Origin of the sequence: Arthrobacter sp. U41, assembly GCF_007679325.1 — a bacterium.
Classification (GTDB): Bacteria; Actinomycetota; Actinomycetes; order Actinomycetales; family Micrococcaceae; genus Arthrobacter.
On sequence record NZ_VEGI01000005.1, the window covers coordinates 147,361 to 159,899 of the forward strand.

Consider the following 12,539-nt stretch of genomic DNA (forward strand, 5'->3'; position numbering starts at 1 on the left):
AGACGCGGGATAGCCAAAAGAGCTATCACTTCGGGTCGTCCTGAACGCTGGGAACGACCCGGAGTGATAGCTCTTTGTTGTGGTGCCGGTGGTGGCCGCGGCTTCCCCTCCGCTGCCACCACCGGAGTCTCTGGTCAGATTCCCCCGGTCCGTGACCGCTGGTCTAGAGCGGGCTCTTCTGCTGGCTGGTGCCTTCGCGTCCCTTGGTCTCGGCCTCATGGCGGAGCAGGGAAATGGCGGCCTCGAAATCCTCGAGGGACTCGAAAGCCTGGTAGACGCTCGCGAACCGCAGGTAGGCGACCTCATCGAGCTTCTGGAGCGGGTTGAGGATGGCCAGGCCGACCTCATGCGCGTCGATTTCCGCGGCACCGGAGGACCGGATCGCCTCTTCGACTTCCTGCGCGAGCATGGCCAGGTCGTCTTCCGTGACGGGACGGCCCTGGCAGGCCTTGCGCACGCCATTGATGACCTTGCTGCGGCTGAAAGGTTCGCCAACCCCTGACCGCTTGATCACCGTGAGGCTGGTGGTTTCGACAGTCGTGAAACGGCGCCCGCACTCGGGACACTGCCGGCGGCGGCGGATGGCCGAGCCGTCGTCGGCGATCCGGCTGTCCACCACACGGGAATCAGGGTTGCGGCAAAACGGGCAATACACGTTATTTCCTCCCCTGGCGCAGGTGGACGGCCGCACTGGTCGACAGCAAAGCAGTCGACATGGGCACACCGGCAGTTTCTTGGAGCTGTTGGCTCCGCCATCAGTTTACGACTAGATGTAGCTGAATAACAAGCCTGTAATTACTACATGTAGTGGTCAGGAGCCTCCGGCGAACCGGGCCGTGACGGCTTCGCCGTGGGCGGGAAGATCCTCCGCCCCGGACAGGCTGACGATGTGTCCGCTGACCTCTGCCAGGGCGGCCCGGGTGTAGTTGACCACCTGGATGGCACGCAGGAACGTGGTGACGTTCAGCCCGGAGGAGAACGCCGCCGTGCCGCTGGTCGGCAGCACGTGGTTGGAACCTGCGCAGTAGTCACCCAGGCTGACGGGGCTGTAGTCCCCCACGAAGATCGCACCGGCGCTGCGGATCCGGCCCGCGACGCCGGCCGCGTCCGCCGTCATGATTTCCAGGTGTTCGGCCGCGTAGGCGTTGCACGCCGCGATGCCCTGTTCGAGGTCGTCCACCAGCACGACGCCGGACTGCGGGCCGGAGAGCGCCTCACGGACCCGCGCGCTGTGCTTTGTCGCTGCCGCCTGGCGCTCCAGTTCAACGCGCACGGCGTCGGCCAGGGCCTCGGAGTCCGTGACCAGGACGGACGCCGCTTTGGGGTCGTGCTCGGCCTGGCTGATCAGGTCGGCGGCGACCAGTCCGGGCTGTGCGCTGGCGTCGGCGAGGATCGCGATCTCGGTGGTGCCGGCCTCCGAATCGATGCCAACGACGCCCTTGACGAGGCGCTTGGCCGTGGCGACGAAGACGTTGCCCGGGCCGGTGACAACGTCCACGGGGTCCAGTCCGGGGTTGTCCCCTGCGCCGGGGATACCGTAGGCGAAGGCGGCGATGGCCTGGGCGCCTCCGATCGCGTAGACCTCGTCGATCCCCAGCAGGCATGCTGCGGCCAGGATGGTGGGGTGCGGGAGCCCGCCGAAGTCCTTCTGCGGAGGAGAGGCCAGGGCGATGGATTCGACGCCGGCGGCGAGGGCCGGGACGACGTTCATGATCACGGAGGACGGGTAGACGGCCAGGCCTCCGGGGACGTAGAGGCCCACCCGGGCCACGGGGACCCAGTTCTGGCTGACCACGGCACCTTCGCCGAGTTCGACGTCGGTGTCCGCGGGGCGCTGCGCGTCGGCAAAACGGCGGGCGCGCTTGATGGACTCTTCCAGGGCCGCCCGCACGGCGGGATCGAGCCCGGCCAGGGCCGCCGTCAGGGCGTCGGCGGGAACCCGGGGGTGCGACTGCTCCACGCCGTCGAAGGTCCGGGCGAGCTCGCTGAGTGCGTCGAATCCCCGGGCGCGCACGGCGCCGATGATGTCCAGGACCTTCTGCTCGGCATCAGCAATGGTGCCGGTCTGAGCGCGCGGAACTGCGGCGCGGAGGCCGGCGAGGGTGAGCCGCTGGCCGCGCAGGTCGACGGTGCGGAAGTTGAGTTCGGCGGGTACGGCGGGCACGGTGCTGTCAGCTGAAGGGGTCACCCGATCATTTTACGTGCCGCACCGCAGAGTCCCGCGCCCGTGACGTCGCGCCCGTTACAACCGGGCCGGATCCGTCGCTTCGTCTGTTGTTTCGTCTGTTGTTCCGCCTGTTCTTTCCCCTGTCGTTTCGCCGTCGGCCCCGGGCTGCGGCGTGGTGAAGACGGTATACAGGAAGATGGCCAGGGCGGTGGCGGCCGGCCAGATTGCCAGCACGGCCAGGGACCGCAGGGAAAACGCGATGCTGGCGCTGGCCGACGTGTCCTCAGGCGTTCCCCACCACAGGCCGCACAGGACGCCCGTTCCCCAGGCGGCGAGGGCGCCCACTGCTCCTGTGCCCACGGCCAGGAGGACATCCCGTCCGGACGGCCCGTGGTGCTTGGTGCCGGACGCCACAGCACCGGCAATGCAGCCGACCAGCAGGAACAGTCCAGCCAGCACCAGGTCCCTGGGCAGCCACCCCTCCGTGTTGCCGCCGCTCCGCAGCTCCGGATTACCGGAGAGCAGGTTCAACCCCGAGGGTGCCAGGACCCACCACAGCAGCCCCACCGGGACACCGGCGGCGGCCATGACAGCAGCCTTCCGCCACGACATGGCGGACCTCCCCGGCTCCGGTGCCGGGTGGCCGGAGGCGGCCTCCGGCACAAAGCCGGGGTGCGCTTTGTCGGGGTGTACTGTGCGGGGGTGTACCGTGCCGGGGTGCACTGTATCGCCCTGCCGGGCCGGCTGCGGGGCGTCGTTCGGGTGCGGGCCGTGTACTGCTGGCTGTGTCATGAAACAAACCTTAACAAGCTTTCCGACGCCGGGCACATGACGCCGTACGTGCCCGGATGACATTCCGCAGGACACCTCCGGCGGCTCAAGTTCCGCGACCGGGCGGCGGGGCAATACGCTGGCAGGGTAGGAACATCACACATGCAGCAGGGAGTTGGATCGCAGTGGCCACAGAGGACCAAGCCTTCGAGGGAACTTTTCGGGAGATGTTCCGCCGGCACGCCGCCGGCGTGGCCATCATCACGGCCAACTTCAACGGTGTCCCCTTCGGCTTCACGGCAACCTCCGTGGCCTCGCTCTCGGCGAAGCCGCCCCGGTTCACCTTCAACATGGCCCGGACCTCCAGCTCCTGGCCGGCCGTGGCTAACACCACCTACATCGGCGTCCACATGCTGGGGCTGGACAACCAGGCCCTGGCCGACCGCTTTGCCCGCACCAGCAACCGGTTCGAGGGCGACCACTGGGCGCTCGGGCCCCATGATGTGCCGATCCTCAACGATGTGGCCGGCTGGCTGATCGGCAAGGTCCAGATGCGGCTCTCCTTCGAGAACAACGCCGTGGTGGTGGTCGAGGTCGTGGAAGGTGAAGTGGGCGCCGATGGCGCTCCCCTGCTCTATCACTCCGGCGCCTACGGCCAGCCTGTGCCGCTGGACTACGAGATCTGAGCCGCTCTTTAGTTATCCAGGCAGGTTGGACCGAGCAGCACCTTGAGGTCCCCGAACAATGACGGGCTGGGGTTGACCCGCAGATGCACGGGCAGGCCCATGACCTCCACGCGGGAGTCGCCCTGCAGGTGCAGCCGCACCTCGGACTTGCCGCGGTGGGTCCGCAGCACGTCTCCCAGCTCGGTCACCACGGCTTCGGTGGCCTTGTGCGTCTGCACCGTGATCACGAGCGGCCCGTTGAGGCCCTCGCTGAGGTCGGGGACGGAGAGCTCCATGCAGTTGAGGGCGATGGCGCCGTCGTCGCGGCGCTGCAGCCGGCCCTTGACCACCACGATCAGGTCTTCCGCCAGGACGGACGCGATGGGGCCGTAGACCTGGCCGAAGAACATCACCTCGACGGAACCGCCCAGGTCCTCGATCTCCGCCCGGGCGTAAGCGTTGCCGCTGGCTTTCGCGATCCGCCGGCTCAGCGAGGTGATCATCCCGGCGATGGTGACGATGGCGCCGTCGTGCGGGCCGTCCTCGGCGATGATCGAGGTGATGGACTGGTCTGCGTGCTGGCTCAGCAGTCCTTCGAGGCCCTGCAGCGGGTGGTCCGAGACGTAGAGCCCCAGCATGTCCCGTTCGAAGGAGAGTTTGTCCTTCTTGTCCCATTCGGGCAGATCGGGGATTTCGATGCTCAGTGACGCCTCGGATTCGGCTTCGTCGAACCCGGCGAAGAGGTCGAACTGGCCGATCGCCTCGTTGCGCTTGAGCGTGATGACGGAGTCGATGGCTTCTTCGTGGATCATCGCCAGGGCGCGCCGGTGGTGGTTCAGGGAGTCGAACGCGCCGGCCTTGATCAGGGACTCGATGGTGCGTTTGTTGCACACCACCGCCGGAACCTTCATCAGGTAGTCCTTGAAGGACGTGTAGGCGCCCTCCTTTTCGCGCGCCGCCACCATTGCCTCGACGGCGTTTACGCCGACGTTGCGGATGGCGCCCATGCCGAAGCGGATGTCGTTGCCAACAGGGGTGAAGTTCAGCGCGGATTCGTTGACGTCCGGCGGCAGCACCGTGATGCCCATGCGCCGGCATTCATTGAGGTAGATGGCCGACTTGTCCTTATCGTCGCCGACGCTGGTGAGCAGGGCGGCCATGTACTCAGGCGCGTAGTGCGCCTTGAGGTACGCGGTCCAGTAGGAGATCACGCCGTAGGCGGCCGAGTGCGCCTTGTTGAACGCGTAGTCGGAGAACGGCAGGAGGATATCCCACAGGGTCTTGACCGCTTCCATGGAGTAGCCGTTGTCCTGCATGCCCTGGGAGAACCCGGCGAACTGCTTGTCCAGCTCGGATTTCTTCTTCTTGCCCATGGCCCGGCGGAGGATGTCTGCCTGGCCCAGCGTGTACCCGGCGAGCTTCTGCGCCACTGCCATGACCTGTTCCTGGTACACGATCAGGCCGTAGGTTCCGCCGAGGATTTCGGAGAGCGGTTCCTCGAGTTCCGGGTGGATCGGAATGACTTCCTGGATCTTGTTCTTGCGCAGCGCGTAGTCGGTGTGGGCGTTGGCGCCCATGGGCCCCGGCCGGTACAGGGCCAGCACGGCGGAGATGTCTTCGAAGTTGTCAGGCTTCATGAGCTTGAGCAGGGACCGCATGGGGCCGCCGTCGAGCTGGAACACTCCCAGGGTGTCGCCGCGGGCCAGCAGCTCGTAGGACGCGGCGTCGTCGAGCTCGAGCGACTCCAGGTCCAGGTCCACACCGCGGTTCATCTTGATGTTTTCGAGGGCGTCCGAAATGATCGTGAGGTTCCGCAGGCCAAGGAAGTCCATCTTGATCAGGCCAAGGCCCTCGGACGTCGGGTAGTCGAACTGGGTGATGACCTGGCCGTCCTGGAAGCGGCGCATGATCGGGATGACATCGATGATCGGGTCCGAGGACATAATGACGCCGGCAGCGTGGACACCCCACTGCCGCTTCAGGCCTTCGATGCCGAGCGCCGTCTCGAACACCTTTGCGGCTTCCGGGTCGGTGGCGATGAGCTGCCGGAAGTCGCCGGCCTCGCTGTAGCGCTTGGAGTCCTTGTTCTGGATATCGGCGAGCGGGATGTCCTTGGCCATTACGGCCGGCGGCAGCGCCTTGGTGAGCGTCTCGCCCATGCTGAACGGGTAGCCCAGCACGCGTGAGGAGTCCTTGAGGGCCTGCTTGGTCTTGATGGTGCCATAGGTGACGATCATGGCGACACGCTCGTCGCCGTATTTGCGTGTGACGTAGTCGATCACTTCGGAGCGGCGCCGGTCATCGAAGTCGACGTCGAAGTCAGGCATGGAGACGCGGTCCGGGTTGAGGAAGCGCTCGAAGATCAGGCCGTGGTGCAGCGGATCGAGGTCGGTGATGCGCATGGCGTAGGCCACCATGGACCCGGCGCCCGAACCACGTCCGGGACCCACCCGGATGCCGTTGTTTTTGGCCCAGTTGATGAAGTCGGCCACCACGAGGAAGTAGCCCGGGAACCCCATGGAATTGATGACGCCCAGTTCGTAGTCGGCCTGGGTGCGCACCTTGTCGGGGATGCCCTGGGGATAGCGGTAGCGGAGTCCCTTGTCGACTTCCTTGACCAGCCAGGACGTTTCGTCCTCCCCTTCCGGGCAGGGGAACCGGGGCATGTAGTTGGCCCCGGTGTTGAACGACACTTCGCAGCGCTCGGCGATCAGGAGTGTGTTGTCGCACGCCTCCGGGTGGTCCCGGAACAGCTCCCGCATCTCCTGCGGGGATTTCAGGTAGTAGCCGCTGCCCGAGAAGGCGAACCGGGATCCGCCGTTGTCGTACGTCGGTTCCAGGAGCGTGGAGCCGGACTGGATGGCCAGCAGCGCCTCGTGCGCCTTGGCGTCGTGCTCGTGGGTGTAGTGGAGGTCGTTGGTGGCCACCAGCGGAAGGTTCAGTTCCTTGGCCAGGCGCAGCAGGTCCCCCGTGACGCGCCGCTCGATGTCCAGGCCGTGGTCCATGAGTTCGCAGAAGTAGTTCTCTGCGCCGAAGATGTCACGGAATTCGGCGGCCGCTTCAACGGCTTCCCGGTACTGGCCGAGCCGGAGCCTCGTCTGGACCTCGCCCGACGGGCAGCCGGTGGTGGCGATCAGGCCTTCCGAGTAGGTGTTCAGCAGCTCACGGTCCAGCCGGGGCCATTTGCCGAAAACCGAGTCCAGTGAGGCGATCGACGAGGCACGGAACAGGTTCCGCATGCCCTTGTTGTTGTAGCTGAGCAGCGTCATGTGCGTGTAGGAACCGCCGCCGGAGATGTCGTCCTTGCGCTGGTTTTCCTCGCCCCAGCGGACACGGGTCTTGTCCGTGCGCGCAGTTCCGGGGGTGACGTAGGCCTCGACGCCGATGATCGGCTTGATGCCCTGGTCCGTGGCCCGCTTCCAGAAGTCGAAGGCACCGAAGAGGTAGCCGTGGTCCGTGGTGGCGAGGGCGGGCATGCCCAGCCGTTCGGTTTCGTCGAACAGCTCCCCCAGCCGGGCGGCACCGTCCAGCATGGAGTATTCGGTGTGGTTGTGGAGATGAACGAACGATTTGTTGCTGGAAGTCACCGAATCATTCTAGTGCCGCGCACGGACGATTCAGCGCGGCACTCCGGACGCCGCCCGATCCGACTGCAGCCCCCGGGCAACCAATCAGGCTTGGCCGGACTCCAGGACCTCCAGGGCGTACCGCAGGTCCTGCGGGTACTCGCTGGTGACGGTGACCTGTTCCCCGGTCCGGGGATGGGCGAAGGACAACTGCCGGGCGTGCAGCCACTGCCGGGTGAGCCCCAAGGTGGCGGCGAGCCGCGGGTCGGCGCCGTAGGTCAGGTCGCCGGCGCAGGGGTGGCGCAAGGCGGAGAAGTGCACGCGGATCTGGTGCGTGCGGCCGGTTTCGAGGTGGACTTCCACCAGCGATGCCTTGCCGAACGCCTCCAGGACCTCGTAGTGCGTGATGGAGTCCCGGCCGTCTTCAATCACGGCGAAGCGCCAGTCGTGGCCCGGGTGGCGGCCGATCGGGGCGTCAATGGTGCCGGCCAGCGGGTCCGGCAGGCCCTGGACGACGGCGTGGTAGACCTTGTCCACCGTACGTTCCTTGAAGGCGCGCTTGAGGGCCGTGTACGCCTCTTCCGTCTTGGCCACCACCATCACCCCGGACGTCCCGACGTCGAGCCGGTGGACGATGCCCGCGCGCTCCGGTGAACCGGAGGTGGAGATCCGGTAGCCGAGGCCGGCGAGGCCGCCGACGACGGTGGGTCCCACCCAGCCGGGCGAAGGATGCGCGGCCACACCGACCGGTTTGTCGATGACAACAAATTCGTCATCGTCCAGCAGGATCTTCAAGCCTTCCACGACTTCCTCCACAACTTCCAGGGGGTCCCGGCGCGCCGGGACGACGACGTCGAGCACAACGCCGGCGGCGAGCTTGAGCGACTTTCCGACCGCTTTGTCCCCGCTGCTGACGTTGCCTTCGCCGATCAGCGTGGCGGCCTGCGACCGGGAGATGTCCATGAGCTTCGCGAGCCCGGCATCCACGCGGGTCCCGGCAAGTTCGTCCGGGACCACGAAGCGGAAGGACGCTGCCGGTGTCGCGGCGGACGCCGCTCCGGTGACGTCGCCTGCACCGTCCTCGTCGACATCCGCCGGCAGGATGTCCTCCGGCAGTGCGCCGGCCGCGGTCAGGTCTTCGGGCGTCGTGTGCTCAGGCGCCGCGTCCCTAGGAGTCATGGTTCACTGTGTCCTTCGTGAGGTGCGTGCCGTCCAGGGAGATCCCGCGCAGGGTGAGCAGGCAAATGATGACCACCGCGGATACTACGGCGGAGTCGGCGATGTTGAAGATCGCGAAATTGGGGAGCTGGATGAAGTCCACCACATGGCCCATGGCGAAGGAGGGTTCACGGAAGAGCCGGTCCGTGAGGTTGCCCAAAGCGCCGCCGAGGAGAAGCCCGAGCGCCAGGGCCCACCAGAGCGAGCCGAGTTTGCGCAGCTGCAGCAGGATGGCGATTGATACCGCGGTCATGATGATGGTGAACACCCACGTGACGTTCTCGCCAATCGAGAAGGCGGCGCCGGAGTTGCGGATGTAGTACCAGTGCAGGAGCGGGGGCAGGACGGGGATCCTCTCCCCCTCGGTCATGTTGGCGGTGACCCACAGTTTGGTCAGCTGGTCGAAGACATAGGCGAATGCCGCCAGGCCAAAGAACAGGGTCAGCAGCAGTGCACGCCGCGGCCGCGGCCGGGTGGGACGTGCCTGGGCGGACTCAGCGGGCTGCGCGGCGTCGGGTGATGGTGCGTCAGTCATAGGGCTTTCGTTCACGGGCCAGTGCGGGGACTGGGAGCTGGGTGCTTGGGCACGGCCGCCGGCGGAACCTGCGGTTAATGCCAAAAGCCGGCGGTCGAGGAATCCTCAGCCACCGGCTTTTAGAATACTTGGCTTTTAGCCCTGGCTTGCTTCGACCTCGGGGGCAGCCACGGAGCCGCGGGCGTCCAGGTCACGCAGCTGGCCCTCGATGTAGGCCTTCAGGCGTGAACGGTAGTCGCGTTCGAAGCCGCGGAGCTGCTCAACCTTGCGTTCCAGCACGGAGCGCTGCTGCTCGAGGGCGCCGAGGATCTTGCGGGACTTCTCCTGGGCGTCGTTGACGAGGCTGCTGGCTTCGATCTGTGCTTCGGCGATGATCTTGTCGCGCTGCTGCTCGCCGTCGGCGACGTGCTTGTCGTGCATCTGCTGTGCCATGGCCAGCAGCCCTGCAGCGGACTCGGCGGCCGGAGTGGCGGCGCTGCGGGCCGGTGCGGCTGCCTGCTCGGCTTCCTTCTTCTTGGCAGCCTCAGCGGCCTTGGCGGCTTCCGCGGCCTTGGCCTCGGCTTCTGCCTTGGCGCGGTCTTCCTTGTCCTTGTCAGCCTTGACGGGTGCCGGGACCTTTTCCACGACGGGAGCCGCGGCGGCGGAGCTGGCAGGCGTGCCGGCGCCGAGTTCGGCGAGCTTCTTGCGGAGCTCGTCGTTCTCCTGGTTCAGGCGTCGCAGTTCGACGACGATCTCGTCCAGGAAGTCATCAACTTCATCCTGGTCGTAGCCTTCGCGGAACTTGGTCGGCTGAAAGCGCTTGTTGACAACGTCTTCTGGCGTCAAAGCCATCTGGTCACCTCGTTGGTCTAGTTAGTCAGTAGGCCTTCCGGCCGTCAAAACTACGGTACCTAAATATGGTCTGGTTCCTCTAATTCAACACCGCAGTGTCAAACCGGAGTTTCTATCAGTTGAAGCCGCGGACCAGGTCCGCCGCCCGGCTACGCCGTGATGGGCTGGGAGTACACCAGAAACTTGGCTACTCCCATGGCGATGGTGACTGCCACGAACAGGAGCAGGAAGCCAAGGTCCAGCGAGATTCCACCCAGCCGCAGCGGCGGAATGAGCCGACGGAGCAGTTTAAGGGGCCTGTCTGTGACCGAATACACTGCGTGGGCGGTGACGAGCGCCACGCCGCGCGGCCGCCAGCTCCGCGCAAACATCTGCACCCAGTCGAAGACCAGCCGGATGATGAGGGCAACAAAAAACAACAGCAGTGCGATATAGACAAGTCCGAAAACAATTCCCATGAGTTATCTCATATCTCCATGTTCATTCCGGATACCGCAGTGTCCTCTTGATAGTTACGCCTCTATTTCAACACGGATAATTCAGCAAGGATGCCAGGCAGGGTGTCCCCGCCTGGCATCCTTGGGCAAAATCCTGGACTAGCTCTGGTTGAAGAAGCTCGCCTGTGTCTCGCTGATCTTCTTATCGTCGCCGATGACTTCGACGTACGACGGCGAGAGCAGGAAGACCTTGTTCGTCACGCGCTCGATGCTGCCGCGCAGTCCGAAGACCAGCCCTGCGGAGAAGTCGACGAGCCGTTTGGCATCCGCCTCGCCCATGTCAGTGACGTTCATGATGACGGGAATGCCGTCACGGAAGCTTTCACCAATGAGTTTGGCATCGTTGTAGGACCGCGGGTGGATCGTGGTGATCTGGCGGAGGCCGGTGTGCTCTTCGCGGCTCGATGCCGCTCGCTTGATGGGTGTCACAGGTGCGCGATATTCCTCTTCAGCGGCGTAGGGCTCTTCCTTGGGGACCTCGCGGACGGGCGCCGGTGCACGGCGTTCCTCGCGGTCATGCTCCATGGAGTCGTCCTCATCCTTGTGCGATGTTTGGTGTTCGGACTCGTAGTGTTCGTCGCCGTCGGCGAGCCCAAGATAGATCATTGTCTTGCGCAGAGCGCCGGCCATGGTCGACTCCTAATCGTGTCCGTGAGCGGGCCGATCAATGACTTAGCAGCCTTGGAATCCCCGCCATTACCTTCCAATACGTTGAACCTACCGCAACGCCGGACGCGGACCGAGAATATCGGAGCCAACGCGAAGGTGTGTCGCCCCCAGACGGACGGCCTGTTCCAAGTCCTGGCTCATGCCCGCGGAGATGCCGGCGGCCCCGGGATGGACTGCCGTGAGGCGCGCCGAGAGCTCCGCGAGTTTTTCGAAGGCCGGGACCGGATCCGCGCCCAAGGGGGCTACAGCCATAACACCCGCGAGGCGGATCCCCGCCGAGCCGGCCAACTGCGCGGCCAGCGCCGGGACGTCCGCAGGAAGTGCCCCTCCGCGGTGCCCACCGGAGTCGCCGTCGAGGCTGACCTGGATAAAGCAATCCAGGGGCGCCCGCCCGGTGCGATCCTGTTCGACGGCCATGGCCTTGGCCAGGGCAGCGGCCAGCTGGAGCCGGTCCACGGAGTGCACGGCATGGGCGTACTTCACGACGGATTTGGCCTTGTTGCTCTGGAGCTGGCCGATGAAGTGCCAGCGCAGCTCCAGGGCCGCCAGTGCAGCCGCCTTCTCCGAGGCTTCCTGGTCCCGGTTCTCCCCCACGTCCGTGACGCCCAGGGCGGCGAGCCGCCGGACGTCCTCGGCAGGATGGAATTTGGTGACCACGATCAGCTGCGGCGGCGACTCCGCCCGGCCGGCTGCTGCCGCGGCGCTGCCGATCCGTTCCCGGACGGCCTGCAGCCGCTCCCGGAGCTGTTCCAGCCGCGGATCGGGCACGCCGTCGGGTTGCTGGGTATTGGGGTGTTCAGTCATCCGTTCGCTCCGTCCACACCAGTCCGGCGAACCGTCCGGTGCCCGGGTCGCGGCGGTAGGAAAACAGCTGTTCGTCTTCCAGGGTGCAGTTGCCGGAGTATTCGACCGCTACGCCGGCGTCCTGAAGTTGGCTGCGGACGGCGGCGGGCAGGTCCAGGCCCGGTGTGCCCCTGGTAGTGGTGCACCATGCAGCGGGCACCCGGGCGGCGACGTCGCGGCGCATGTCCTCGGGGACCTCGTAGCATCCTCCGCAGACGGACGGGCCAATCCAGGCGCTGAGCCGGGCCGCGTCGAGGTCCCGCATCCGCGTGACAGCGGCCGGGACGACGCCGGAGGCAACGCCGGGACGCCCGGCATGCACAACAGCGAGGACGGGCGTTCCGCCGGCGGCCCGGTCACCGACCAGGACAACCGGGACACAGTCGGCCACCATCACGGCCAGGGGTTCCCCCAGGGAGACCATGGCGTCAGCGGTCGGGGCGTCGGCACCGGCATCAGCGTCAGCCTCAGAGGCAGAGGCAGAGGCAGAGGCAAAAGTACGGTGACCGGCCACCGTCGCGGCGCCGATGCCGGCGACCTGGTTGCCGTGAACCTGGTTCATGTACCGGAAGGGCCGGCCGGCGAGTCCAACTGCGGCTTCGAGGTCCCCGCGCCGGCGATGGACGTCCACCGGGTTGTCGCCTACATGGAGCGCCAGGTTGCCGGCGGCGGCGTTGGTGAAAGCCACCCAGACGCCCGGCCGGACTTCAGCCCGCCACGAGAACATTCAAAACCCCAGTTCGTTGCCAAACGTGTTTGCAGAACTACGATCCTACG

At 66.1% G+C, this 12,539-nt stretch carries 12 protein-coding genes; 1 reads left to right on the plus strand and 11 read right to left on the minus strand.

Going from position 1 to position 12,539, the window contains the following annotated elements:
* Positions 1 to 163: 163 nt before the first annotated feature.
* The 3 genes from nrdR to FS787_RS15000 form a co-directional block, all read right to left on the minus strand.
* The gene (nrdR, locus tag FS787_RS14990; protein ID WP_144673568.1) at positions 164 to 655 is read right to left on the minus strand and encodes a transcriptional regulator NrdR; all 492 of its coding nucleotides are present in this window, start codon (positions 653 to 655) and stop codon (positions 164 to 166) included.
* Positions 656 to 811: 156 nt separating this feature from the next.
* Positions 812 to 2,188 carry a histidinol dehydrogenase gene (gene hisD / locus FS787_RS14995; protein WP_144673570.1) on the minus strand — a complete coding sequence of 459 codons (1,377 nt, stop codon included), beginning with the start codon at positions 2,186 to 2,188 and terminating at the stop codon, positions 812 to 814.
* 54 nt (positions 2,189 to 2,242) lie between these two features.
* Positions 2,243 to 2,959 carry a hypothetical protein gene (locus FS787_RS15000; RefSeq protein WP_186329214.1) on the minus strand — a complete coding sequence of 239 codons (717 nt, stop codon included), beginning with the start codon at positions 2,957 to 2,959 and terminating at the stop codon, positions 2,243 to 2,245.
* Between the two features lie 206 nt (positions 2,960 to 3,165).
* Between FS787_RS15000 and FS787_RS15005 the strand changes: the two genes are divergently transcribed.
* Positions 3,166 to 3,624, plus strand: coding sequence for a flavin reductase family protein (locus tag FS787_RS15005; RefSeq protein ID WP_144673735.1), 459 nt, complete (start codon positions 3,166 to 3,168; stop codon positions 3,622 to 3,624).
* Positions 3,625 to 3,632: 8 nt separating this feature from the next.
* Here FS787_RS15005 and dnaE read toward each other — a convergent pair whose 3' ends face one another.
* The 8 genes from dnaE to FS787_RS15045 all read right to left on the minus strand — a co-directional run bounded on the left by dnaE (position 3,633) and on the right by FS787_RS15045 (position 12,489).
* Positions 3,633 to 7,190 carry a DNA polymerase III subunit alpha gene (gene dnaE / locus FS787_RS15010; protein ID WP_144673572.1) on the minus strand — a complete coding sequence of 1,186 codons (3,558 nt, stop codon included), beginning with the start codon at positions 7,188 to 7,190 and terminating at the stop codon, positions 3,633 to 3,635.
* 84 nt (positions 7,191 to 7,274) lie between these two features.
* On the minus strand, positions 7,275 to 8,348 hold the full coding sequence (locus tag FS787_RS15015) for an RluA family pseudouridine synthase (protein ID WP_260982574.1): 1,074 nt from the start codon (positions 8,346 to 8,348) through the stop codon (positions 7,275 to 7,277).
* Positions 8,338 to 8,922, minus strand: coding sequence for a signal peptidase II (gene lspA / locus FS787_RS15020; protein ID WP_144673574.1), 585 nt, complete (start codon positions 8,920 to 8,922; stop codon positions 8,338 to 8,340). The genes FS787_RS15015 and lspA overlap by 11 nt, the downstream gene beginning before the upstream one ends.
* A gap of 135 nt (positions 8,923 to 9,057) precedes the next feature.
* Positions 9,058 to 9,753, minus strand: a complete 696-nt coding sequence (locus tag FS787_RS15025; RefSeq protein WP_144673576.1) for a DivIVA domain-containing protein — start codon at positions 9,751 to 9,753, stop codon at positions 9,058 to 9,060.
* Between the two features lie 149 nt (positions 9,754 to 9,902).
* The gene (locus FS787_RS15030) at positions 9,903 to 10,211 is read right to left on the minus strand and encodes a YggT family protein (RefSeq protein ID WP_144673578.1); all 309 of its coding nucleotides are present in this window, start codon (positions 10,209 to 10,211) and stop codon (positions 9,903 to 9,905) included.
* A gap of 138 nt (positions 10,212 to 10,349) precedes the next feature.
* On the minus strand, positions 10,350 to 10,880 hold the full coding sequence (locus FS787_RS15035) for a cell division protein SepF (RefSeq protein WP_144673580.1): 531 nt from the start codon (positions 10,878 to 10,880) through the stop codon (positions 10,350 to 10,352).
* Between the two features lie 87 nt (positions 10,881 to 10,967).
* Positions 10,968 to 11,723: a YggS family pyridoxal phosphate-dependent enzyme gene (locus FS787_RS15040; RefSeq protein WP_144673582.1), complete on the minus strand. Its 756-nt coding sequence runs from the start codon at positions 11,721 to 11,723 to the stop codon at positions 10,968 to 10,970.
* Entirely contained in the window at positions 11,716 to 12,489 is a 774-nt protein-coding gene (locus FS787_RS15045; protein WP_144673584.1) for a polyphenol oxidase family protein, read from the minus strand. Before FS787_RS15045 ends, FS787_RS15040 begins: the two co-directional genes overlap by 8 nt.
* Positions 12,490 to 12,539 lie beyond the last annotated feature (50 nt).

Bases quoted from the DNA above. Each gene is read 5' to 3' on its own strand.
- FS787_RS15000 (WP_186329214.1), bottom strand. From the start codon at position 2,959: ATGACACAGCCAGCAGTACACGGCCCGCACCCGAACGACGCCCCGCAG.
- FS787_RS15005 (WP_144673735.1), top strand. From the start codon at position 3,166: ATGTTCCGCCGGCACGCCGCCGGCGTGGCCATCATCACGGCCAACTTC.
- FS787_RS15015 (WP_260982574.1), bottom strand. From the start codon at position 8,348: ATGACTCCTAGGGACGCGGCGCCTGAGCACACGACGCCCGAAGACCTG.
- lspA (WP_144673574.1), bottom strand. From the start codon at position 8,922: ATGACTGACGCACCATCACCCGACGCCGCGCAGCCCGCTGAGTCCGCC.
- FS787_RS15025 (WP_144673576.1), bottom strand. From the start codon at position 9,753: ATGGCTTTGACGCCAGAAGACGTTGTCAACAAGCGCTTTCAGCCGACC.
- FS787_RS15030 (WP_144673578.1), bottom strand. From the start codon at position 10,211: ATGGGAATTGTTTTCGGACTTGTCTATATCGCACTGCTGTTGTTTTTT.
- FS787_RS15035 (WP_144673580.1), bottom strand. From the start codon at position 10,880: ATGGCCGGCGCTCTGCGCAAGACAATGATCTATCTTGGGCTCGCCGAC.
- FS787_RS15040 (WP_144673582.1), bottom strand. From the start codon at position 11,723: ATGACTGAACACCCCAATACCCAGCAACCCGACGGCGTGCCCGATCCG.
- FS787_RS15045 (WP_144673584.1), bottom strand. From the start codon at position 12,489: ATGTTCTCGTGGCGGGCTGAAGTCCGGCCGGGCGTCTGGGTGGCTTTC.